The sequence below is a fragment of the Salinicola sp. 4072 genome, assembly GCF_036663415.1.
GTDB lineage: Bacteria > Pseudomonadota > Gammaproteobacteria > Pseudomonadales > Halomonadaceae > Salinicola > Salinicola salarius_A.
On the sequence record NZ_JAXOVV010000023.1, the window covers coordinates 1 to 21,137 of the forward strand.

A 21,137-nucleotide genomic window follows, 5' to 3' on the forward strand; every position below is an offset into this window, starting at 1 on the left:
GGTAGCCGGAAAACCCGGCTACCAGGGAAAACAGGCCACTTGACGTGGTCAGGTAATAACCGCTGAGGCGATGATCTGGCCAGACTGAACGGTTCAGCCGACCAGAACCGAATTGTTCAGCGTTTCCTTAAAGAATTCGCCGAGCTTATCCCTCTGACTATCCTTTAAATCAAGTGAAAAATTAACAACTTCACTCTCCGACAAAACCTCAACGACATCTAGAAAATCTAAATCATCAGGATACTCATCTTTGAACAACTTTAGAGTTGCCAAAAAAAGACCGCCATTCAAACAATCTTCGATTTCTGTAGCAGGGGAAACAGGGTTCGAATCTATATTTACCAGCTTCGTCACACCTTCACTTCTAATATTTACAAACCTTTTACAAATTAAAGAATCATAATTGTGAACTTTATAGCTCACAAGTTCCGCATCTGTATCGGACAATAAAATTATCCGACCAGACACTTCATCCCTGAACTCTTCATATAATGGCAGAAGGTAGTTGTAAACCTTTTTAATCTCATTAGCCCCACCTACTGGAACTATCCTTATACGCCTATCCTTCATTAAGTCCTGCAAATAGGCAGACAAATAGAGCCTTTCTGTGCTACCCTCACAAATAATCCAAGTAAAAGGTCTCTCCCCAATAACACTGGAAATAATAGACTGAACAAAATCATTCAAGCTTTTCAGCCTAATGTCATAAGGAAGTTTCCCTTTTGACACCTTTGCCAACTTCTTTACTTGCTCTCTATAACTGGATAGATTGATTTGGTCAAAAACATGTCCGTTTTCTCTCTTTGAAATGACAGTAGTGCTACCATTTTCAACAATAGGAAGAAAGCCATACCAATGAGAAGCAAAAAACACTTGCATACATTGTCTACTGATATCATAAAGGGCGTTAAATTGATCAAAACAAGCCGACATATGTAGAGAAGCTTCCGGCTCATCGATCGCTATAACAAGATTCCCGCCTTTATCCCTATGTTTTGCTAGCAAACTGTGAGCCACATCCACTATAGCTTTTTGTTTTTCACCCGAGCTCAATGAGCTAATTTCCAACCAGTGATCGCCTTGCTTTTTGTGCAACTTCCTGATATTAAAAAAAGCTTGGACTATCAAGTTATTAACATCACTCCTTTTGAGATTTTGTTGCCTGTCCGTGGGCGTGCGGTAGGAGTAATGCTCAAGTTCATCGGAAAGATCTTGAATAAAATCATTCAAACTATTATTTATAGCCTGTATCTGCGACTGTGCAACACGACTATTTAGAATTTGAGCAAGCGTTTCCCCCATCAATACTTGTATTTCTTTCGTCTCAAGCTTTGTAAAAGCCTCAGAATCAATTTCTTTTGGTATGTAAATATACTCAACAAGAGACTTTAGCTCAGACAAAAGCGGAGCATATTTATTCAACTCCTCCATTGTCAAACTAAACTCTAACTCGGGAAGGCTATTTTTAGCAGCTTCTACAAGCTCAGGGCTATTAAAAAATGAAAGCGCTACTGAACCATTATGATTAATACCCAACGGTAAAAGAAATTTTCCATCGAGTTCTGCCCGCATCTTGATGCGTTCCCTATGATCGACAAATCTTTTTACATTAACTTTATGTGATGAATTGGCGTTTGCCTCACTAATTTTCATGGCAACTTGGTGAAGCTCCTCAGCCAACGGAATCAAGTTTGGCTTTAACAACTCCTTCTCTATTAAAAATACCGGCACAATTTGTGGCTCTGAATTTTCAAGACCACTTTTCTTAGTAGAAGTGTGAAAATTCCAAGGCCTTCCATTAAAGTAAGTATCCAACGCTTCAAGCACAGAGCTTTTACCTACTCCGTTATTCCCCACCAGCCCGCAAAAAGAACCTGCATCAGTAACAGGAATGTAATTTATGCCTCTATATGTTTTATACCACCTCAAAACCACTCCAACTATCATAAAAACCTCATTAACTTTGAATTAATTATTGCAAACCGCACTGTCCCATCGAACTTCCCAAAAACAATGCTCTGATATTCATAAAAAGCCAACAGACCTTAATGAAATTCACTTTGAAGCTTTAAGCTCTACGGCCTATATTTGATAATACATTCTTCAACTTTATTCTTCCAAAAACGCCACCGTCTGCAACGCTGCAACAAAACCAACTCATTTTGTCCGCAGGCGGAACGACTCGGGAACCTTTCTTCCCCTATCGGCTTACGGATGGCCATGCTTGAGCGCTTCCCGCCCTACCCCGGCTTGGCCGATAGCGTCGATCGTAGCGGGAATGGGATAGACGCTTCCCTGCGCGCAGATGGGGAGCCTATGGCCATCGGGGGGCTATCGAGTCGATGTCGGCCCTTCTAGAGCCAAGCGCTAGGCCAGGGCGGTCTTGCTGACCAGCACCACGCCGAAGACGATCAGCATCACCAGGACCACTTGGCGGAACGTGGCGGCGTCCATCCGCTGGCGCACGATGCCGCCGATCCTGGTGCCGGCATAGACGGGTATCAGCCCCAGCAGCGAGATCCAGATCGACTCGGCCGTCATGAGGCCCAGCTTCGCCAGGCCCACCGCCATGATGACGCTCGACAGGCTGAAGGAGATGTTGATCGCCTGGATGAAACGCTTGGGATCGAGCCGGAGCGCGAGCAGGAACGGCAGCACCGGCATCACTTGCGATCCGGTCATGCCATTGACCAGCCCCGTGAGAAAGCCCGAGACCGGCGCGAGCTTCCGGCCCAGGGCATCCGGCATCGGCCGCCCTGGGCGAAACAGCGTGAAAGCCCCGTAGCCGATCAGGACCACGCCCAGTACCGCCCCGGCAATCAGGCTGTCGATAAGGTCCAGCACGGCGAGGCCCAGCATCAAGCCGGGAATGGTGGCGAGGAACATGGGCCAGAAGCGCCGGATCGTCTCGCCGAAGTGTCCCGCCTGCCTCATGACGATGGCATTGCTGACCAGCGAGGGAATGATGACCAGCGGCATGGCGGATTTCAGGCCCAGGCCAAGCGCGAGGATGGGCAGCGCGGAAGTCGAGAACCCGAGGCCCGTCGCCCCTTTGACGAAGGCGGCCACGAAATAGGCACAGGCGATGATGACAATCGTCTCGACACTCACACGGCCACCAGACTCAAGAAGGGATCGTGAGAGTGTGCGACGGCCTTCCCGGTCTGGCAATTTCCCCGGCCGCCCGTTAACGCGGGCCACTGGGCAAAGCAGGAGGAGAGTCGGGCATCGAGCAGTTGGCGATATGCAAGTATAGCGACCGAATTCGAACAGGCGATATGCCAGACGCTATGCCATAGGCATCCGGATAGATCAGGAACAACGAGGAACGGCGGGGAAGAGAGTGTCTCGAATACCGCTGCATATCAGCAGCTCGCGAGAAAAGTCGTCAACGCGGGAGCGAGGGACTGGCGCCCGAGGCAGGACTCGAACCTGCAACCCACGGCTTCGAAGGCCGTTGCTCTATCCAATTGAGCCACTCGGGCGCACGGCGCAGACGATAACATTACACAGGCCTTCGATGCGAGTGCATCGAAGGCCTCTGACGTATCAGTGCGCCATCATCTCCTCGGCGACCTCTTCGCCGCTCAGATCGGAGGGGTAGTAGGTCGGCCAGTTGACGACTTCTTCAAGCAGCGCGTCGCGGTCATCACCCATGTAGATGTGGTAGTGATCCGCATCGGTGGGCGAAATGGCGTGGTCGCTGAACTGAAAGTACTGCGGGGCGTCTTCATCCCCGCCCTTGCGCTCGAAGATATAGCGGACGCCACGGTTGCCGGCGTCGTAGGTGAGTATCTCGTAGCCGTCGTAGGCGTATTCGCCGGCGTGCGCTTCGTTACCTTCGTGGAACGTGACCTGGTCGCCGTCGATCACGATGCGGTTCACGCCGGTTCGATAGCCCTCTTCGTAGTAGGTCTTGTATTCCTCTGCGGTCTTGTCGCCGTGTTCGACCTTGTGGGCGAATACGGCGTCGAGGGTGCCGTCCTGCAGATAGGGGTAGACGGATTGCCAGTCCCCCTCCCAATCGGAAAGCTGACGATCCTCGACCTGATCGTTGTCGAAGTAGCCGGCATGGATATCCTCGTCATGATCATGACCGTGGGCATGTTCGTGATCGTGGCCATGATCGTCATGCTCATGATCGTGTTCGTGACCAGCCGCCATGGCGGCCGAATAGCTCCCCATCGTCAACAAACCGACGAACACCACACCCGCGCTACGCGCTGACAATAATTTCATGAATTTGGCTCCCTCTTTTTTCGTGACCGAGAACTGATCGGCGACAGAAACAATACGTTATATCATAACATTTTATCAACCGACCGATCGCTCGTGTGATCTCGAGGCAAGAGAATGCGATGGAACGCCCCGCCGATGACGAGGCGTATCAGGAGATAGGAACGGTATCCGGCTTCAGGAGAAAGCGGTACCGAAGGCGCGACGTTCGAGCAGGCGCTGCATGGCGGCGTTGGGCTTCTCGATCTTGTGATAGAAGCGGCTCGCGGCGTAGCTCTCGTTGAAGGCGTCGAAGTAGTCGTCGAGCACGTTGGCGGCGGAGACGTCGCCGGTATTGCGCAGCAGCTCGGCCGCGACCTCGGCGGTACAGAGATGCGAGGCGGAGGCCGGCTTGCGCAGCCGGTAGCGCGTCAGCCGGTCCGTGTGGAGCGGCAGCACCGGCAGGTTTTCCAGGTACGGGCTCTTGCGGAAGATCCGCCGCGCCTGACGCCAGGTGCCGTCGATCAGAATGAAGACAGGAATAAAGCCATCCTGCTTGGCGACGACCACGGCACGCTCGTCGACCACGCGATGCTGATAGTCCGGCTGGTCGTCGGGGAAGACCACGAACGGCACGTAGCGTCGATCCGCCAGCAGTTCGAGCAGGCGGGCCTCCGGCGCGGTGCGATACCAGGTGAAGGTCTGGGTCTGCGGCAGCACATCGGCGATCAGGCGCCCGGTATTGGTGGGCTTGTTGTGCTCGTAGGGGTGCGTCAGCAGCCAGACTCGGGCGTCGCTCGTCGCCGTCACACGGTACGGGCAGAGGCAGTTGAGCACCGGCAGGCGGCACCCGTCGCAGCGTTCGACGAAGCTGCCCCGCGCCTTGAATTCACGGCGCGGCGGGGTCGCGTCTCCGCCGGCCATGTCGCGCCGGGCGTCAGCATTCGGAAATTCGGTCTCGCTCGGCGACCAGGCTCTGGTCGTCAGTTCGGCATCATCACGCATGGATCGGCCCTCTCCGGCCTACGAAAAAGCGGGGCGCGCGCATTCTAGCACTCCGCCCCGCTTTCCTAGCCCCGGAATTAAGACAATATCTGTAGCAATCTCAGCGGCTGATGCTTTCGCTCGTTTCCGATGTGGCGCCACGCTCAGCGATGCCGCGCTGTTTCCAGTAACCCGCCAGCACGGAGCCGGAGACGTTGTGCCAGACCGAGAACAGCGCACCCGGCAGCGCGGCGCCGGCAGTGAAGAACTGGTTGGCGAGCGTGACCGCCAGGCCGGAATTCTGCAGGCCAACTTCGAAGGCGATGGTGCGCGCGGTGCGAATATCGAAGCCCAGCGCTCGGCTCAGCCAGTAGCCGGCGGCAAGGCCGATACCGTTGTGGGCGATGACGGCGATCGCCACGATCGGCCCCAGCGTTGCCAGGTTGCCGGCGTTGAGCGCGACCACGATGGCGATGATCAGCACGATGGCAGCCATGGCGAGCGTCGCCAGTGCCGGTTCGATCTTGCGGATGCGCGCGCCCAGCAGATGATGGACGATGACCCCCAGCGCGATCGGCGCGATGACCAGCTGCGCGATGCTCATCAGCATGCCGAGAACCGGCACGTCGATGCTCTGGCCGACCAGCAGCCAGGTGATGAACGGCGTGGCGACGACCGAGATCACGGTGGAAACCATGGTCATCGAGACCGACAGCGCGACGTGGCCGCCGGCAAGCCAGGTCATGACGTTGGAAGAGGTGCCGCCCGCCGTGGCGCCGACCAGGATCATCCCGGTGGTCAGCTCCGGGCTCAGCCCCAGCACGCGCGAAACCAGCAGCGCGGCGACCGGCATGATCAGAAACTGCAGGATGACACCGACGGCGATCGGCTTGGGCGCCTTGATCACGCGGGCGAAGTCTTCGCGGGTCAATGTCAGGCCCATGGCGAACATGATCACCACGAGCAGTGTCTTGATATCCCCCTTCAGCCCGACGAAGAGCTCCGGTGCGAAGGCGGCGATAACGGCCAGCAAGACGGCCCAGACCGGGAACAACCGGTTGATGCGTTCAAACATGATGATGTGTCCTAGCGATAGTTTGGCTCACCGATTGGCGAACCGGGGCCGCTCGAGCGGCTCTGTTGGGGTCGATCCGGAAACGGCAGCGGATCCGGCATCGACCGGGCGCGCTATTTTGCCGCAGCGCGTGCCGCGACTAAATAGGCAAAAAGGCAGGAAGCGCATCGGAGCGAAAATCCGGGCGGAAAAGCCAGACGGGAAAATCAGTCGGCGAAGCCGCCCTGCTCCCGCCAGCGCGCCACCAGATCCGGCACGCCACGGCTGGCCGGTTCGGCAATCGGGCTGACGCCCGGCGGCGCCAGATCGCGGGCGTGCGGGTCGACCAGCCAGCACGGCGCCTCGAACGGCGCCTGATCCAGCAGCAAGGCAGCAGGCATCACCGCCAGCGAGGTGCCGACGACCAGCAGCGCGTCGGCCCCGGCGACGATATCGCACGCCTCGGCATAGCGCGGCACGGCTTCGCCGAACCAGACCACGTCCGGGCGCAGCTGGCTGCCCTTGTCGCACAGATCGCCCAGGGCAATCCGGCCCCCGGTCGCGGGATCGCTCAACGGGTAGCGCAGGTTGGCATCGACCGAGGAACGCGCCAGCAGGATCTCGCCATGCAGATGCAGCACGTGACGCGAGCCGGCGCGTTCGTGCAGGTCGTCGATGTTCTGGGTGACCACGCTGACCCGAAACCCGGCGGCCTCGAGTTCGGCCAGCGCCAGATGCGCGGCGTTAGGCCGTGCCCGGCGGGTCTGCTCGCGGCGCTCGTCGTAGAAGCGCAGCACGGTTTCGGGGTCGCGCGCCCAGGCTTCCGGGGTGGCGACATCCTCGAGGCGGTGGTTTTCCCACAGGCCATCGCCATCGCGAAAGGTCTTGAGGCCGCTTTCGGCGCTGATGCCGGCGCCGGTCAGCACCACCAGATGCGGGGAACGGGTATCACTCATGGCGACAGGCTTCCTGATGTTCGCTGCTTCACTGTTTCCGAGGCTAGCATGCGTCGGACATCCGGGCACTCGGTCAGCCCCTTGAGATCGCCTTCGCCAGCCCCGACAATAGCGCCCTGTTCTTTTACCCAGGCCAGTGCCATGACCGTGCCGCTTACCCCAACCGAGCGCCTTGGGCCGCTGCCGGTGATCTATCGCGATGCGCGCCTGATAGCCGTCGCTAAGCCGCCCGGCATGCTGGTGCATCGTACGGCGCTGGCCCGCGGGGAAACCCGGTTCGTGATGCAGACGCTGCGCGACCAGATCGGCCAGCATGTCTTTCCGGTGCATCGCCTGGACCGCCCCACCGGCGGCGTGCTGCTGTTCGCGCTGGACAGCGACGCCGCCGCCGCGCTGACGCGGGCGTTCACCGAGCATCGGGTGAGCAAGCGCTATCTGGCCGTGGTTCGCGGCTGGGGGCCGGAGACGGTGAGTGTCGATGCGCCCCTGCGCGAGGAAGATGGCATCCGGCCCAAGGCGGAGATGCCCGCGCACCCGGCGCTGACCCACTTCCGGCGGCTGGCGACGGCGGAGATTCCGGTGGAGATCGATCGCTATCCGCAGTCGCGCTATTCGCTGATGGAAGCACGGCCGGAGACGGGCCGGCGCCATCAGATCCGGCGTCATCTGGCGCGCTGCGGCCACCCGATCATCGGTGATGCCAAGCACGGCAAGGGCGTTCACAATCGCTACTTCCGCGATCATCTGGACTGCCCGCACCTGCTGCTGTCGGCGGTGGCGCTGGAATTTCGCCACCCGTTCGAGGGCCGCCAGCTAAGACTGGAAGCGGCGTCCGACGATCACTTTTCCGCCCTGCTGGCCCGGTTCGGCTGGCAGAGGCATCTGACGCAGAATGGCGCCCACTGGATGACGCCCGCCACGAGCGCGGCCAGGGCCGAATCCGAATCGGTCGACGCTATTCCTTGACCGAAAACCGGTGATCGAAAATCGGTGATCGAAACTCCATGAGCGAGGATTCCATGATCCACGACAGCTCTCCCGGCGCTGGCAGCGTTGACGCCGGCAGCGACGACTACGATTTCCGCTTTGGCGGTATCCGGCGTCTCTACGGCACCCGCGCAGCCAATGCGTTCCGCCGCGCGCACGTCGTGGTGATCGGCGTGGGCGGCGTCGGCAGCTGGAGCGCCGAGGCGCTGGCGCGCTCCGGGATCGGCAAGCTGACCCTGATCGACCTGGACGATGTCTGCGTTTCCAACGTCAATCGCCAACTCCACGCGCTGGACGGCCAGATCGGCAGGCCCAAGGTCGAGGTGCTGGCGGAGCGCTGCCGCGCCATCTGGCCGGGTATCGAGATTCACGCCGATGCGGCCTTCATCACGCCGACCAATCTGGCCGAGCGGATTCCGGCCGATGCCGATCACGTGATCGACGCCATCGACCACGTCGGCGCCAAGGCGGCACTGATCCACTACTGCAACCGGCGCAAGCTGCCGATCACGGTAACCGGCGGCGCCGGCGGCCAGAGCGATCCGACCCGCGTGCGCGTGGCCGATCTCAGCCGCACCGAGCACGATCCGCTGCTGGCCAAGGTGCGCTCGAAGCTGCGCCGGGATCACGGCTTCTCGCGCAATCCCAAACGCCGCTTCGGCGTCGAGTGCGTCTACTCCGACGAGCAACTGGTCTACCCCGGCGACGATGGCGAGGTCTGCCTGCAGAAGCCGGCACCGGGCCAGGCCACGCGGCTCGACTGCGCTGCCGGTTTCGGTGCGGTGAGCGTGGTCACCGGCACCTTCGGTTTCGTCGCGGCCGGCCGTGTGCTGACCCGGCTCGCCGATAAAGCCAGACGCGCGGCAGACGAGTCACCGACATCGGCCGCCACCTCGGCGACGACGTCAACGACAACGACGTCAAAGACGACGACGCCGATAACATCAACGACAACGCCGGCCGCTACCCGGGAGACTTCCTCATGAGTGAACAGCACAAGCCCGTGCCGGGCATCTATCGCCACTACAAGGGTCAGCTCTACGAGGTGCTGGACGTGGCCCAGCACAGCGAAACCGAGGAGTGGCTGGTGGTCTATCGGGCGCTCTACGGCGACTACGGCTTGTGGGTGCGCCCGCTCGCCATGTTCTGCGAGCAGGTCAGCGTCAGCGACGAGCCGGTGGCCCGGTTTGCCCTGGAAAAGGCGTTCCGCTGAACGCTGCCGGCGGATGGCGGTTCTCGCGGGAAAGATCTGCAGTCAATGTCGGCTAAAAGATTAACGGCTGATCGATTAACCGGATTCCCGTACAATTCGCTGCTTTCCAAATGACGGTCCGATAACCCCCTATAAAGGATCGGCGAACCATTTCCCACGGGAGGAAGCATGAGCGTACGCGTCGGCGTGATCATGGGCTCGAAGTCGGACTGGTCGACTCTCTGCCATACCGTCGAGACCCTGGAAAAGCTGGGTATCGAGCATGAAACCAGGGTGGTCTCCGCCCACCGCACGCCGGATCTGCTGTTCGAGTACGCCGAAACCGCCGCCGACCGGGGCCTGGAAGTGATCATCGCCGGTGCCGGCGGCGCCGCCCATCTGCCGGGCATGTGCGCCGCCAAGACGCGGCTGCCGGTGCTCGGCGTGCCGGTGAAGTCGAGCACCCTTTCCGGGGTCGATTCGCTGCTTTCCATCGTGCAGATGCCGGCCGGCATTCCCACCGCGACGCTGGCGATCGGCCGTGCCGGCGCGATCAACGCCGCCCTGCTCGCCGCCGCCATGCTGGCCAACCACGACGAGCGCATCCGCGAGGCGTTGGAAGCCTTCCGCGCCGAGCAGACGCAGCAGGTGCTCGACAATCCCGACCCTCGACCCGAAGACCAGGAGTGACTATGCGTATCGGAATCGTCGGTGGCGGCCAACTGGGGCGCATGCTTGCCCAGGCGGGCGCACCGCTGGATCTGCGTTTCACCTTTCTCGATCCCGGCGCCGAGCCGTGTGCTGCTGCGCATGGAGAGCACCTGCAGGCCGACTGGCAGGATGCCCAGGCGCTGAGCACGCTGACCGCGACCTGCGACGCGATCACTTTCGAATTCGAGAACGTGCCGGCCGAAGCCGTCGAGCGCCTGGCCGAGCAACGCCCGGCCTATCCGCCCGCCTCGGCGCTGGCGACGGCGCGGGACCGCTGGCTCGAGAAGTCGCTGTTCCGCTCGCTGGATATCGACGTGCCGCCGATCGCCCGGATCGACAGCCAGGCCGACATCGACACCGCAGTGGACGAGATCGGGCTGCCGGTGGTGATCAAGACCCGCACCATGGGCTATGACGGCAAGGGCCAGAAGGTGCTGCGCGCGCCGGAAGATGTCGCCGGGACGTTCGACGAGCTGGGCGGCGTGCCGCTGATTCTCGAGGGCTTCATCGATTTCGATCACGAGATCTCGGTGATCGCCGTGCGCGGCCGTGACGGCGAGATCCGCCACTGGCCGGTGGTGCGCAACGAGCATCGCCAGGGCATCCTGCACTGCTCGGTGCCGCAGGTTTCCCATCCGCTGCAGGCGCAGGCGGAAGACTACGCCAGCCGGGTGATGAACGAGCTCGACTATGTCGGCGTGATGGCGTTCGAGTTCTTCGTCACCGCGGCGGGGCTGCTCGCCAACGAGATCGCCCCGCGAGTGCATAACTCCGGCCACTGGAGCATCGAAGGCGCGGTGACCAGCCAGTTCGAGAACCACGTCCGCGCGATCGCCGGGCTGCCACTGGGCGAGACCGCACGCCTGGCGCCGTGTGCGATGCTCAACGTGATCGGCGCCTTCCCCGAGCGCGACGCCGTGCTCGCTCTGCCCGGCACCCGCTGGCACGATTACGGCAAGGCGCCCCGCCCCGGCCGCAAGATCGGTCACATCACGGTGCTCGCGGCCGACGACGAGACGCTGACCCAGCGCATCGAGGCCGTCGAGGCACTGCTGGTCAACGAGCTGGGCTGAGCCGGAAAAATCGGCGGTCCACAGCAAAAAAGCCCCGATGTCGGTGACATCGGGGCTTTTGCGTATGCGTAAAGTGCGTGCCTGATCAGGCGTCGCGCCTCACTCCTTGTCCGTCGTGAACATGTGCTTCTGCAGATAGTTCTGGATGCCGACCTTGTCGATCAGGCCCAGTTCCGCTTCGAGCTTGTCGATGTGCTCTTCTTCGTCGTCGAGGATCTTGATGAACAGATCGCGGCTGACGTAATCGCGGACGGATTCGCAATAGGGAATCGCTTCCTGCAGGTCGGCACGAGCCTTGTGCTCGATCTTGAGATCGCTCTCGAGCATCTCCTGACAGTTCTCGCCGATGTTCAGCTTGCCCAGGTCCTGCAGGTTGGGAATGCCTTCCAGGAACAGGATGCGCTCGATCAGCCTGTCGGCGTGCTGCATCTCTTCGATGGACTCTTCGTACTCCCACTTGGCCAGCACGCTCAAGCCCCAGTCCTTGTACATCTTGCTGTGCAGAAAGTACTGGTTGATCGCGACCAGCTCGTTGCCGAGCACGGTGTTGAGATAGGAAATGACCTTGGCGTCGCCTTTCATTGTCGTATTCTCCTCATTGCCTCGAGCGATTCGCATCGAGTGATTGGTCTCTGGCGATGGGGAGGCACGTTGCGGCCACGCTCTCCCGTCTGGACCACGCTACCACAATCGGCAGCGTCGATCCGGTAGCGTCAGTATTACTCATGAAGAGAAGAAATGACAACTATTACAGTGGGTTACGACAATATCTCATCTGCAATCCGTTGGCAGATGAAAACGCGGCTGATAACGACTTGCGTCTGAGAGTTACGAGCTACGAGCTACGAGCTGCGAGCTGCGAGCTGCGAGCTGCGAGCTGCGAGCTGCGAGCTGCGAGCTGCGAGCTGCGAGCTGCGAGCTGCGAGCTGCGAGCTGCGAGCTGCGAGCTGCGAGCTGCGAGCTGCAAAGACGAATATCGACCAACGCTCGGCGTTCACAATTATTTAGCCCGAAGCCAGCATAAGTAAGCACTCGTAATCCAGCTTATACCGCGTAGGCGAGATCCGGATCCATCGTCAGTTCCTGGCTGATCGCCTCGCGCATGATGCCCTTGCCGGTACAGGCGCATTTGCCGCACTGGCCGGCACAGCCGGTCGCCTCGCGGACTTCGCGCCAGCTGCGGGCGCCGTCGGAAACGGCGTTTTCGATATCGCGGTCGGTGACCCCTACACAGAGACAGACGTACATAAACACCTCGCTTGGCATTACGAAGTGAAATGTAAATTATTCTCATAATGAATCGCAAGACCGAACCGCGAAAAAAACATGGTCGACTTCGCCATCGTTCAGGAGATCCGTGACGCATCCCCCGGCACCCGCACGGCAACTGGCACCAGCACGGCAACTGGCACCAGCACGGCAACTGGCACCAGCACGGCAACTGGCACCAGCACGGCAACTGGCACCAGCACGGCAACTGGCACCAGCACGGCAACTGGCACCAGCACACCGCAGATCATGGCAGCCATCATGATATAGCCAAAGGAATCTCAAAGCCCGGCGGGCCAGATCTCGCCAAGAGCGATCAATTCGTCAAGACGGTCGATAAAGCGCAGTCCGGCCGATACCCTCCCAGGTACCGTCAAGCATGGCATAGGCTAGCGCTGCGACCAGCGCTGCTGGTTCCTGCGCGCGCGCTGCACGTAGGGCGACAAGCGAATCAGATTGAAGACCAAGCGGTTGACCAGTGCGCCCGGGAAGCGCATAGGCCGCATGACATCCAGAAACAGCACCACCCTGACGCCGTCGGTGTCGTTCCACACCTCGTGCTCGTAGGTATCGTCGAACAGCAGACTGCCGCCTTCCCGCCAGTAGCCGGTGTCGTCGCCGACGCGGATGCGGCAACGCTCGCGCGGTTCCGGTACCCGCAGCCCCAGATGGTAACGCATCACGCCCTTGTAGGGGCCGCGATGCGGCGGGATGTGCTTGCCGGGTGCGAGGATCGAGAAGAACGCGGTCGTCATTCCCGGCACGCTTTCGATCAGGCGGGTCGTTTGGGGACAACGCGCGCAGTTGTCATCCATGCGATAACCGTAGCCGTAGAAGAAGAAGGTCTTCCAGCGATCATCCTGGCTGATGCGTGCCTGGTCCTGCGAAATGTCCTGGAAATTTGGCAGCGCATCACGCTCGCGCAGGATGTCATCGAGTTCCGTACGAATGGCCTGCCATTCGGCTTCCAGCGGACTGACCCAGGCAAACTCGGCAGGATCGAAGAAGGTGGGATCGCCTACCCGGGAATGACGGGCGATAAAGCGATCTACCGAGACCAGCAACCTGCGCCCGGTCTTGATGTACCAGGGCTTCCTGCGCTTGGCAGGAGGCCCTGCTTCAGTTGGAGGGGGTGAGGACTCTTTCATGATGCTCGTCTCCTCGTATATCAGCGCAGCACACGCTCGCGCAGCAACCGCCACAGTAGCGGCCAGCCGAACAGCAACGGATAGCGGCGCAAGCGGTCATTGACGGAAATTTGCCGGCCACTGTGGCGTTCCAGCTTCCAGGCTATGTAATCGACACCGTTTTCAAAGGTCAGAACCGCCTTCATCAGTCTGGCGATGTGCAGGATATGTCCCTGTCGGCGTCGCCAGCGCCAGACGCGTCGTCCCCGGCGGCGCTGTGCCGCTTCCAGTACATTGCGATAGTGGTCGTTGCCGGTCGCCGACAGCCCAGGCAGCGCCTCGGCCGCCGCTGCCAGCCGCCCGCGGTATTCCGCCTCCTGTCCAGCCAGCAGCGAGGCCGGGCGCGATGCGCCTTCGGGTCGCAGCTCGACACCGTAACTCAGCGCGAGGGCCCGCTGCCAGCCCTCGGCGGCCTCGAAGGTGTCCGGCAGACAGGGCAGCGCAGCATGCCACAACGCGAGCACTGCCCCGGCCAAGGCGTCGTTCACCCGCATCCGGGTGGCTTCATCGCGGCAATAGGCCAGGCGACAGGGCTGGGCGAAGCGCCCCCACAGATAGCTTTCGAACCAGCGTGTCGCCCCCTGTGCGAAGTCATCGAGGGTGATGACCGCGCACTTGGCGCGCAGACGCCGCCCCTGGGCATCCTGTGTCTCGAGATAGAACACGTTAGGTGGCAGCCAGGCGTTGACCAGCCGCAGCAGACGGCGATCGTAGACGGCGGCGTAGCGGTCGACCAGCGCATAGAGATCGACCACGCCATCACCCGGATCGTGGCTACGCAGGCAGGAGCCGTAGAAGAGCACCGCGCAGGTAGCCTGACCGAAACGCTCCTGCACGCGGGCCACCAGCGGTGCCACCCCCTCGGGCTGCGGACGGGCGGCCTGTTCGGCCACCTGAGCGACCAGCGCCGCGGGCGGAGATAAATGGAGGGTACGCATGGGGCCTCGGAGGATGGACGAGAAAATCATGGGAAGACGAGAAAATCGATCGCCAGCGTCGCCGACAGCTCGATGGCCTCGCCAGGTTCGGCGCGGAAGCGTTCACCGTCGAGGATGCCGCCGGCATCGAGCTCCAGACGCAGCGACGTCAGGTTGCGGCTGACATAGCCTTCCCCGTCGCGTACGGCGCGGCCGCCACGCCCGCGCAGAATGGCCGGCAAGCGCCGCCACAGGGCGCGCGGTGGGTAGCGTACCGCGGTAAAATGCAGCGGCGCGGACTGTTCTCCCCAGAACGGTCGCGAGCCCAGCAGCAGCCGCTCGAGGGTCGATACCAGTACCAGCAGGTAACGGCCTTCCAGCACCTCGTCGCGATCCAGCACCAGCCGGCACGACGCAGCAGGCAGCAGCGGATGGGGCCGGCCACGCAGCATCGACACCATCACCCGCAGGAAGGCCAGGCGTGGCCCCCAAGCGCCCGCTACCGGACCGCAACGTACCCGGCTGTTGAAGTAGTCGACGCCGGTCTGGATCGCGCCGCTACCGAAGAACAGGCCATACTGCACCGCCTCCGGGCGCCCCAGCGCCAGGCGCACGAGGGGGCGGGAACAGCAGTGCGGCGCCGGGCCCCTGCGTTCGAGCCAAGCCGCCAGCCTGGTCAGCGCGACAGGCGGCTGGCAGCGCGTGCCGAGATCGGCGGCGCTCATGTTGGTCGTGCCACCGCCAATTACCAGCAGCTTCGGCAAGGTCTCGGCCGGTAGTGCCAGGTCGCGCAGCAGGCCGGTCAGGGCCGCCTGCAGCGTGCCGTCACCCCCCACCACCGCTATCAGTTCGACACGTTCGGCATGAAACGCACGCAACGTCTCGACAATCGCCTCCGGCGTCGTGGCCTCGTGATAGACGAACAACGCCGCCTGCTGCTCGGCAATGCGGCGGATCGCCTCCAGATGGCGGCGGTTGCGCCCGCTGTGCGGATTGCACAATACGCCAACCCGGCGCGGGAGATCAGCGGGATGAAGCATCGGAGGTACCCTACCCGCCCGAGCGGATGGCGGGAAAGGTGAACCAGCGTACCATCAGCGGATGGCGTCCGGCGCGCGGGTCGTCGCTGTATAGCCAGGCCCGAGGCGGCTCGCCCTTGGCGCGGGCCAGCAGCCCTTGCGCGAGGCGCACCGCCAGGACCAGTGTCGAGAGCAGTGTCCAGAGCGTGACCAGGACCAGGCCGATATAGGGCAAGCCTGCCCACCAGGCCAGCGTCAACAGGATCAGATTGGGGTTGCGGCGCGCGGTGACCAGGCGGTTGACCGAGTCGAAGGGGCGCCAGGTGAACATCGAGAATGGCGCCGCGAACTTGAACCCTCCCTCGCACAAGCGTCCGCCGACATAGCCGATCACGGTCAGCCACAACAGCATCGTCACATCCGCGGTGCCGGCGGCCAGGCCAACGCCCCAGGCGATGTACCACAACGGCGGGTGGACCAGGTCCAAGGCGTGATCGAAAACGTTGCCGAAGCGGCTCGACGTCAACGTCACGCGGGCCAGCTTGCCGTCCACCGTATCGAGGAAGGTCATGATCCAGCCGGCGAGCAGGCCGGCGCCGAACTCGCCGTACCCGAACAGCACCCCGGCCAAGATCGCCAGCACGTAGCTCAGCGACGTCACGTGATTGGGCCGCAGCCCCCAGCGCACGCATAGCCGGGTGACGGCGCGTGCCGGCAGCGGCCAGGCCCATTTGGTGACGAGATCGGTCACGCCCTTGTAGGCGGCACTGAACAGGGCGTTTTCGAGACGTCGGCGTGCCGACGCCGACACCCGGGCCACCCAGGGCGTATCGAACTTGCGCAGTTTCGACTGCTCGCTGCTGGCCACGGCGGGAGGCGCCAAGCGTTTCAACGCCGACAATGGCCCATTGGCCAGGGAGGGGCGCGTATTCGGCGGCCACTGATCGGCGCATGCCCGTACGGCGACTACGCTGTCATCGCTGGGGTCAGTGAGCGCGAGTTGCCCGGTTTGGCTATCCAGCAGGCCATTCAGCACGCGTTGATCGTAAATGTAGTCGGCGCGCAGAACGAGGATATCGGTGCCGGGCTGATCGCTGCCGGACCCGGGGGACGTGGCGTCATCCGCGAGGATCACGTTGGACAGCGGTGCCAGCGATTTCACCAGCCGCTGACGAGGCGTCAGACCCCATAACTGGACAGGCGAATCCTCTTCGAAATATACGCGTATCGTCATCATGCCACCAATGATCCTTTTCCTTTCAAAATCCTGCGATTATATTATGCCGATGACGACGAAGGCACCCCCGATTTTCGCTGGGCAAGATATGTCGCTGTGCCTGGCGCATCTCTCCGACCCCCATCTGACCTCTTTCGACATGCCGCCATGGAAAGAGTTGTTCAACAAGCGTGCCTTAGGATACTGGGCTTGGCGACGCAAGCGCCGGCACGTGCATCGGGCGGAGGTGCTGGCGACGCTTGTCGACGACCTGCGCGGTGCGGCGCCCGACCACATTGCCGTGACCGGCGACCTGACGCATCTTGGCACGCCTGCCGAATGTCGTCAGGCGCTGACGTGGCTACAAGCGCTGGGCGCACCGCATGACGTCTCCGTCGTCCCCGGCAATCATGACGCCTATGCACCGGCGCCATGGGCCGGCACCGTCGGGCTGTGGCGTGACTACATGCATGATGAAATGCGTGAAACGATGGGCGACGCAACGGCACCGAGTGATGCACCGCTTGTGCCGCGCTTCCCCTTCGTTCGCTATCGTGGACCGGTCGCGTTGATCGGCGTCTCTACGGCGATACCCACGCACTGGCCTTTGGCTACCGGCGCGCTTGGTGATGCACAGCTCGTGCGCCTGGAGCGCTGTCTGCACCGGGCGGGGCGCGAGGGTCGCTTTCGTATCCTGTTGATCCATCATCCGTTACAGCGCAACGCCGTGAACTGGCGCAAACGCCTCACCGATGCGCCGGCGCTGCGTCGCGTGCTGGCACGCGTCGGCGTCGAGCTAGTCCTGCACGGTCACGCCCATTGCCGCATGGACGCCTGCCTGCCCACGCCGCACGGGCAGGCAGCGGTGTTCGGCGCGCCCTCGGCCTCGCTGCTGCCGAACGACGACGTGACGAAGGCGGCCGGGTACACGCTGTTCCGCATCGCGCGCCAGGTGGATCGCTGGACCCTGACGGCCACGCACCGCTCCCTGAGTGAAGCCGGGCGCTTGCACGTCTGTTCGAGCGCGACTTGGCACTGGGCTTCAGTCCCGTAATGCGCCAAGAATTCGGATAGCGGCAGGCCGGGTTGAAACGGGATTCGACTCAATAACCGCGTTGCATTCAGAAACTGCATCCACCGGATAAGCCTTTGTTCAGGTCAAGATGATACATTCAAAAGTGAATGAGCAGGGTAAAATTGCTAAAGTCGAGTGCCGTAACGAAAGGCAGGTAATGCTCGGCTCTCAGACACTCGGCTCTCAGTACCATGGAGCCTGCGCCCGCCTCCCTGGTCTTCATGTACACCATCACATCATGCACACCACCATACAGACGAGACATCGACCCACCATGCAGCAATCGAATCCTTCGCGGCCACGCCGAGCCATCCTTCTCAGCGCCGGCCAGGGCAAACGTCTATTGCCTTACACCGAACATCGTCCCAAGTGCCTCATTCGCCTTGGCGCTAAGACCGTCATCGAACATCAGATCGATCACCTGCTCGCCGCCGGTTTCGAGCGGATCACTGTTGTACTCGGCTATGGCATCGAATATGTGAGGCAATGCCTGCGTGATCGCTATGCAGACGATCTGGTCGATATCGTCTTCAACCCCTTCTATGAAGTTGCCGATAACCTGGCTAGCTGCTGGATGGCGCGCGAGGCGATGCGGGAAGATTTTTTGCTGCTCAATGGCGATACCCTGTTCGACCTGCCGGTGGTGGAACGCTTGTTGGAGGCGCCGCAGCAGCCGGTCACCCTGGCCATCGATCGCAAGGCACGCTATGACGCCGACGACATGAAGGTCAGTCTGCACGGCGATCGCCTGGTGCGGGTCGGCAAGACGCTCGACCTCGATACGGTGAACGGCGAGTCGATCGGCATGATGACTTTCCGCGGCGCAGGCGCGGCGCTGTTCCGCGACACGCTGGAACGCATCATGCACGACCCTGAGGCGCTCAAGCGCTGGTATCTGAGCGTGATTGACGAACTCGCGGCAAGCGGCAACATTTTCGTCCAGTCCATCGAGGGGTTGCGCTGGGCGGAACTCGACTTTCCCAAGGATCTCGAGCAGGCGCGCGATCTGGTGACTCGCTGGCAGACCCGTGACGCGGCGGTGGAGGCCGCGCGCGGCTGAACGTCTTCTCTCCTTCTCGGACCCGTCGGCTTTTGCGAGCGCTGCCAGGCTCCTAGCCGGTCAGCGTTCGCCGGCGAGAATCGCTTCGACCAGTTGCCGGTCGGCAGGCGTGTCCACGTCGACGGCCGCCTCGGCGTGATCCAGCACTACGGCCCGGATGCGTATGCCGAGCCGGCGGGATAGCCTGTCCAGGGCCTGCTCGAGCGTCAGACGTCCGAGCAGGTAACGCAGCACCGCCCCCCAGCCCAGCGCTCCGCCGATGACCCGCCAGGGCCGCTTGCGTTGCTGCTCGACCTGGCGCCAGAAGTCGGCGAGCGCGCGGCCTTGCGGCGTGGTGAAGACAAACAGGTTGCAACCGCAGTAGGGACCGTCGGACAGCCGTATCGCCGTGCGTCGCGTACCGGGAAAGCGCCTCGTTACAGTCTCCAGGCGTGCCACGCCCACCACGAAATCGCCGTCGCTGGCCAAGGCGCGATCGACAAACGCAGTGACAAGGGTCGGCGTCAACAGGGCATGATCGGCGGTGGTCACCATGACCGGCATATCATCGGGCAGCGACCGCAGGGCGGCGCCGACGCTGGCGCTGGGCGTCGCGGCATTTTCCACCCAGTTCACATCGTCGCGGTCAAGCAGCTCGCCAAGCACCGGGGCGTGTTCGATGATCGCCGCCGACGGTCCGGCTAGGCAGATACGCGCGATACGTGTACTGCCGTCGAGTGCGCCGAATACGCGGCGTAGCATCGGTACGCCGGCGACCGGGGTCAACGCCTTGCAAGCGACGCCGGCCTCCCGCGCAACCGGGTCGTCGGCGCCGCGATCCGCCGCCAGCACCACGGCGCCAATCTGCCCTTCAGAGATGCTTTTCATAGAGACGGTAACGTTTGTAGAGGTCGGTTCCGATATGCTCGAGGATATTTCGCATGCCGGCGTTGTCCTCGAGTATCCAGGACATTTCCACGGCTTCGATGCCATGGCGGATGAGCGACGCCTGGATCGACTCGATCAGCACCAGGGCAAGCGTCGGCCCGAGGCGACTGAACTGGTATTCACCGCGCACCCCCATCAGCGGCACGCGCCCGGTCTTTGGCCTGCGCACCTTGAGTCGCCATAGCAGACGCAGCCAACCCATCGGCCACAAGCGTCCGTGCAGTGGTGCGATCGCCTCGTTGAGGTTGGGCAAGCCGACAATGAAGGCGACAGGCTTGGCGTCGATTTCGGCGATCTGAATCAACTCCGGCGGCACCAGCATCTTCAGGCTAGTGCCCAACTCGTGGAATTCGGCGTCGGTGAAGGGCACGAATCCCCAGTTCTTAGCCCAGGCGTCGTTGAAAATGTCGCGTAGAATGTCGAGCTCTTCGTCGAAGCGGTCGCGACGCAGGGGGCGTAGGTGAATTCGGTCGCGCCAGCGATCGACCATGCGCCGCATCGCTGGCGTAAAATTCACCCCATGCGTCGACATCCAGTAGGCGAGCAGATCCTTGGCGGGCGTATAGCCCTGCGCCTCGACGTGGGAGGCATAGTAGCGCCCGGCATGCCCCATCATCATCGAAGGCGGCCACTCGAAACCGTCGATCAGCAACCCGCACTCCTCGTTGATGGTCAAGTTGTAGGGGCCGGTTATGTGCCGTGCGCCACGCTCGTGCAGCCAGGCCTCCGCAGCGGTGAATAGCGCCGCGAACACATTGGGGTCGTCAATGGCGTCGAGCATGCCGAAATGGCCGCTATCAGCGCCGTGATACTGGCGGTGGAGGCTGTCAGTCTGGGCACTGATCCGCCCTACCGGTCTATCGCCAGACCAGGCGATGAATCCCTGCCAGGTGACATGGTCGAAGGCCGGGTTCTTGGTCAGATGCAGGCGTCGCTCCAGGTGCAGCGGTTCAACCCATTGCGGATCATCCCGCAGCAGGTCGCCCGGCAAACGCACGAAGGTAGCCAGATCCCGGCGCCCTTTGACCGGCCTGACGTCGATCTCGGCAGGCGAGTGACGGGGGGCGGCGTGACGAGAAGTGTCGGAAGAGACATGCACTGCGGAAGGAGCGTTACTATTCACGTGAAGCCTTTAAGCATGCCATCGCCTCACACCGAGCAGCATGATGCCTCGCGACAACGGTATTCGGCGGGATGGAAGGCGATCGAAAGCCGTAGCCAGACAAGCGGATCGCTTCAGGAATTTTGCATCGGATGCCGCATCATAGGTATCTTCACGCATCACTGCAACGCGA

Annotated in this window: 22 protein-coding genes and 1 tRNA gene; 7 read left to right on the forward strand and 16 right to left on the reverse strand. The window is 61.6% G+C overall.

All coding sequences use genetic code 11. From position 1 onward, the window contains the following. Nucleotides 1–93: 93 nt before the first annotated feature. From R3F72_RS14480 to R3F72_RS14510, 7 genes are all read right to left on the reverse strand, one after another. A complete protein-coding gene (locus R3F72_RS14480) occupies nt 94–1,947 on the reverse strand; it encodes an AAA family ATPase (protein WP_332780007.1) in 1,854 nt (617 codons plus the stop codon). A gap of 420 nt (nt 1,948–2,367) precedes the next feature. Then, on the reverse strand, nt 2,368–3,111 hold the full coding sequence (locus tag R3F72_RS14485) for a sulfite exporter TauE/SafE family protein (RefSeq protein ID WP_332780008.1): 744 nt from the start codon (nt 3,109–3,111) through the stop codon (nt 2,368–2,370). 297 nt (nt 3,112–3,408) lie between these two features. Continuing rightward, a tRNA-Arg gene (locus R3F72_RS14490) sits at nt 3,409–3,485 on the reverse strand. Nucleotides 3,486–3,549: 64 nt separating this feature from the next. Further along, nucleotides 3,550–4,239: a ZinT family metal-binding protein gene (locus R3F72_RS14495; protein ID WP_332780009.1), complete on the reverse strand. Its 690-nt coding sequence runs from the start codon at nt 4,237–4,239 to the stop codon at nt 3,550–3,552. A 174-nt stretch (nt 4,240–4,413) separates the two neighbouring features. Then, on the reverse strand, nt 4,414–5,139 hold the full coding sequence (locus R3F72_RS14500; RefSeq protein ID WP_071230010.1) for a tRNA-uridine aminocarboxypropyltransferase: 726 nt from the start codon (nt 5,137–5,139) through the stop codon (nt 4,414–4,416). A gap of 181 nt (nt 5,140–5,320) precedes the next feature. Further along, the gene (locus R3F72_RS14505; protein WP_332780034.1) at nt 5,321–6,280 is read right to left on the reverse strand and encodes a bile acid:sodium symporter family protein; all 960 of its coding nucleotides are present in this window, start codon (nt 6,278–6,280) and stop codon (nt 5,321–5,323) included. 200 nt (nt 6,281–6,480) lie between these two features. Continuing rightward, nucleotides 6,481–7,209 carry an SIR2 family NAD-dependent protein deacylase gene (locus R3F72_RS14510; protein ID WP_071229952.1) on the reverse strand — a complete coding sequence of 243 codons (729 nt, stop codon included), beginning with the start codon at nt 7,207–7,209 and terminating at the stop codon, nt 6,481–6,483. Between the two features lie 141 nt (nt 7,210–7,350). Here R3F72_RS14510 and R3F72_RS14515 point away from each other — a divergent pair, with 141 nt between their 5' ends. From R3F72_RS14515 to R3F72_RS14535, 5 genes are all read left to right on the forward strand, one after another. Further along, nucleotides 7,351–8,175: a pseudouridine synthase gene (locus tag R3F72_RS14515; RefSeq protein ID WP_322527833.1), complete on the forward strand. Its 825-nt coding sequence runs from the start codon at nt 7,351–7,353 to the stop codon at nt 8,173–8,175. Nucleotides 8,176–8,213: 38 nt separating this feature from the next. Continuing rightward, nucleotides 8,214–9,182: a tRNA cyclic N6-threonylcarbamoyladenosine(37) synthase TcdA gene (tcdA, locus tag R3F72_RS14520; RefSeq protein WP_442978355.1), complete on the forward strand. Its 969-nt coding sequence runs from the start codon at nt 8,214–8,216 to the stop codon at nt 9,180–9,182. Continuing rightward, nucleotides 9,179–9,409 carry a DUF1653 domain-containing protein gene (locus tag R3F72_RS14525; protein ID WP_071229954.1) on the forward strand — a complete coding sequence of 77 codons (231 nt, stop codon included), beginning with the start codon at nt 9,179–9,181 and terminating at the stop codon, nt 9,407–9,409. The genes tcdA and R3F72_RS14525 overlap by 4 nt, the downstream gene beginning before the upstream one ends. A gap of 168 nt (nt 9,410–9,577) precedes the next feature. Continuing rightward, nucleotides 9,578–10,078 carry a 5-(carboxyamino)imidazole ribonucleotide mutase gene (gene purE / locus R3F72_RS14530; RefSeq protein ID WP_087719950.1) on the forward strand — a complete coding sequence of 167 codons (501 nt, stop codon included), beginning with the start codon at nt 9,578–9,580 and terminating at the stop codon, nt 10,076–10,078. A 2-nt stretch (nt 10,079–10,080) separates the two neighbouring features. After that, nucleotides 10,081–11,172 (forward strand): 5-(carboxyamino)imidazole ribonucleotide synthase, encoded by a 1,092-nt coding sequence (locus R3F72_RS14535; protein WP_071229956.1) that lies wholly within the window; start codon nt 10,081–10,083, stop codon nt 11,170–11,172. Nucleotides 11,173–11,271: 99 nt separating this feature from the next. Here the strand turns inward: R3F72_RS14535 and bfr are convergent, their stop codons facing one another. The 7 genes from bfr to R3F72_RS14570 form a co-directional block, all read right to left on the reverse strand. Continuing rightward, a complete protein-coding gene (gene bfr, locus R3F72_RS14540) occupies nt 11,272–11,754 on the reverse strand; it encodes a bacterioferritin (protein ID WP_071229957.1) in 483 nt (160 codons plus the stop codon). A 462-nt stretch (nt 11,755–12,216) separates the two neighbouring features. Then, complete coding sequence (locus tag R3F72_RS14545) at nt 12,217–12,420, reverse strand: (2Fe-2S)-binding protein (protein ID WP_276232987.1); 204 nt, start codon at nt 12,418–12,420, stop codon at nt 12,217–12,219. Nucleotides 12,421–12,518: 98 nt separating this feature from the next. After that, complete coding sequence (locus tag R3F72_RS14550; RefSeq protein WP_332780010.1) at nt 12,519–12,704, reverse strand: hypothetical protein; 186 nt, start codon at nt 12,702–12,704, stop codon at nt 12,519–12,521. Between the two features lie 126 nt (nt 12,705–12,830). Beyond that, nucleotides 12,831–13,589 (reverse strand): aspartyl/asparaginyl beta-hydroxylase domain-containing protein, encoded by a 759-nt coding sequence (locus tag R3F72_RS14555; RefSeq protein WP_083387136.1) that lies wholly within the window; start codon nt 13,587–13,589, stop codon nt 12,831–12,833. A 20-nt stretch (nt 13,590–13,609) separates the two neighbouring features. Then, a complete protein-coding gene (locus tag R3F72_RS14560; protein WP_322527836.1) occupies nt 13,610–14,566 on the reverse strand; it encodes a hypothetical protein in 957 nt (318 codons plus the stop codon). Between the two features lie 26 nt (nt 14,567–14,592). Next, nucleotides 14,593–15,585, reverse strand: a complete 993-nt coding sequence (locus tag R3F72_RS14565; RefSeq protein ID WP_332780011.1) for a diacylglycerol/lipid kinase family protein — start codon at nt 15,583–15,585, stop codon at nt 14,593–14,595. 10 nt (nt 15,586–15,595) lie between these two features. Then, the gene (locus tag R3F72_RS14570) at nt 15,596–16,798 is read right to left on the reverse strand and encodes a CDP-alcohol phosphatidyltransferase family protein (RefSeq protein ID WP_071230013.1); all 1,203 of its coding nucleotides are present in this window, start codon (nt 16,796–16,798) and stop codon (nt 15,596–15,598) included. A gap of 46 nt (nt 16,799–16,844) precedes the next feature. On the opposite strand from R3F72_RS14570, the gene R3F72_RS14575 reads away from it, so the two are divergent. Both R3F72_RS14575 and R3F72_RS14580 read left to right on the forward strand, forming a co-directional pair. Further along, complete coding sequence (locus R3F72_RS14575) at nt 16,845–17,834, forward strand: metallophosphoesterase family protein (RefSeq protein ID WP_442978356.1); 990 nt, start codon at nt 16,845–16,847, stop codon at nt 17,832–17,834. 295 nt (nt 17,835–18,129) lie between these two features. Further along, the gene (locus R3F72_RS14580; RefSeq protein ID WP_332780012.1) at nt 18,130–18,915 is read left to right on the forward strand and encodes a phosphocholine cytidylyltransferase family protein; all 786 of its coding nucleotides are present in this window, start codon (nt 18,130–18,132) and stop codon (nt 18,913–18,915) included. A gap of 60 nt (nt 18,916–18,975) precedes the next feature. Here the strand turns inward: R3F72_RS14580 and R3F72_RS14585 are convergent, their stop codons facing one another. Both R3F72_RS14585 and R3F72_RS14590 read right to left on the reverse strand, forming a co-directional pair. Further along, the gene (locus R3F72_RS14585; RefSeq protein ID WP_087718491.1) at nt 18,976–19,782 is read right to left on the reverse strand and encodes a nucleotidyltransferase family protein; all 807 of its coding nucleotides are present in this window, start codon (nt 19,780–19,782) and stop codon (nt 18,976–18,978) included. After that, nucleotides 19,766–20,965: a hypothetical protein gene (locus R3F72_RS14590; protein WP_332780013.1), complete on the reverse strand. Its 1,200-nt coding sequence runs from the start codon at nt 20,963–20,965 to the stop codon at nt 19,766–19,768. Before R3F72_RS14590 ends, R3F72_RS14585 begins: the two co-directional genes overlap by 17 nt. Nucleotides 20,966–21,137 lie beyond the last annotated feature (172 nt).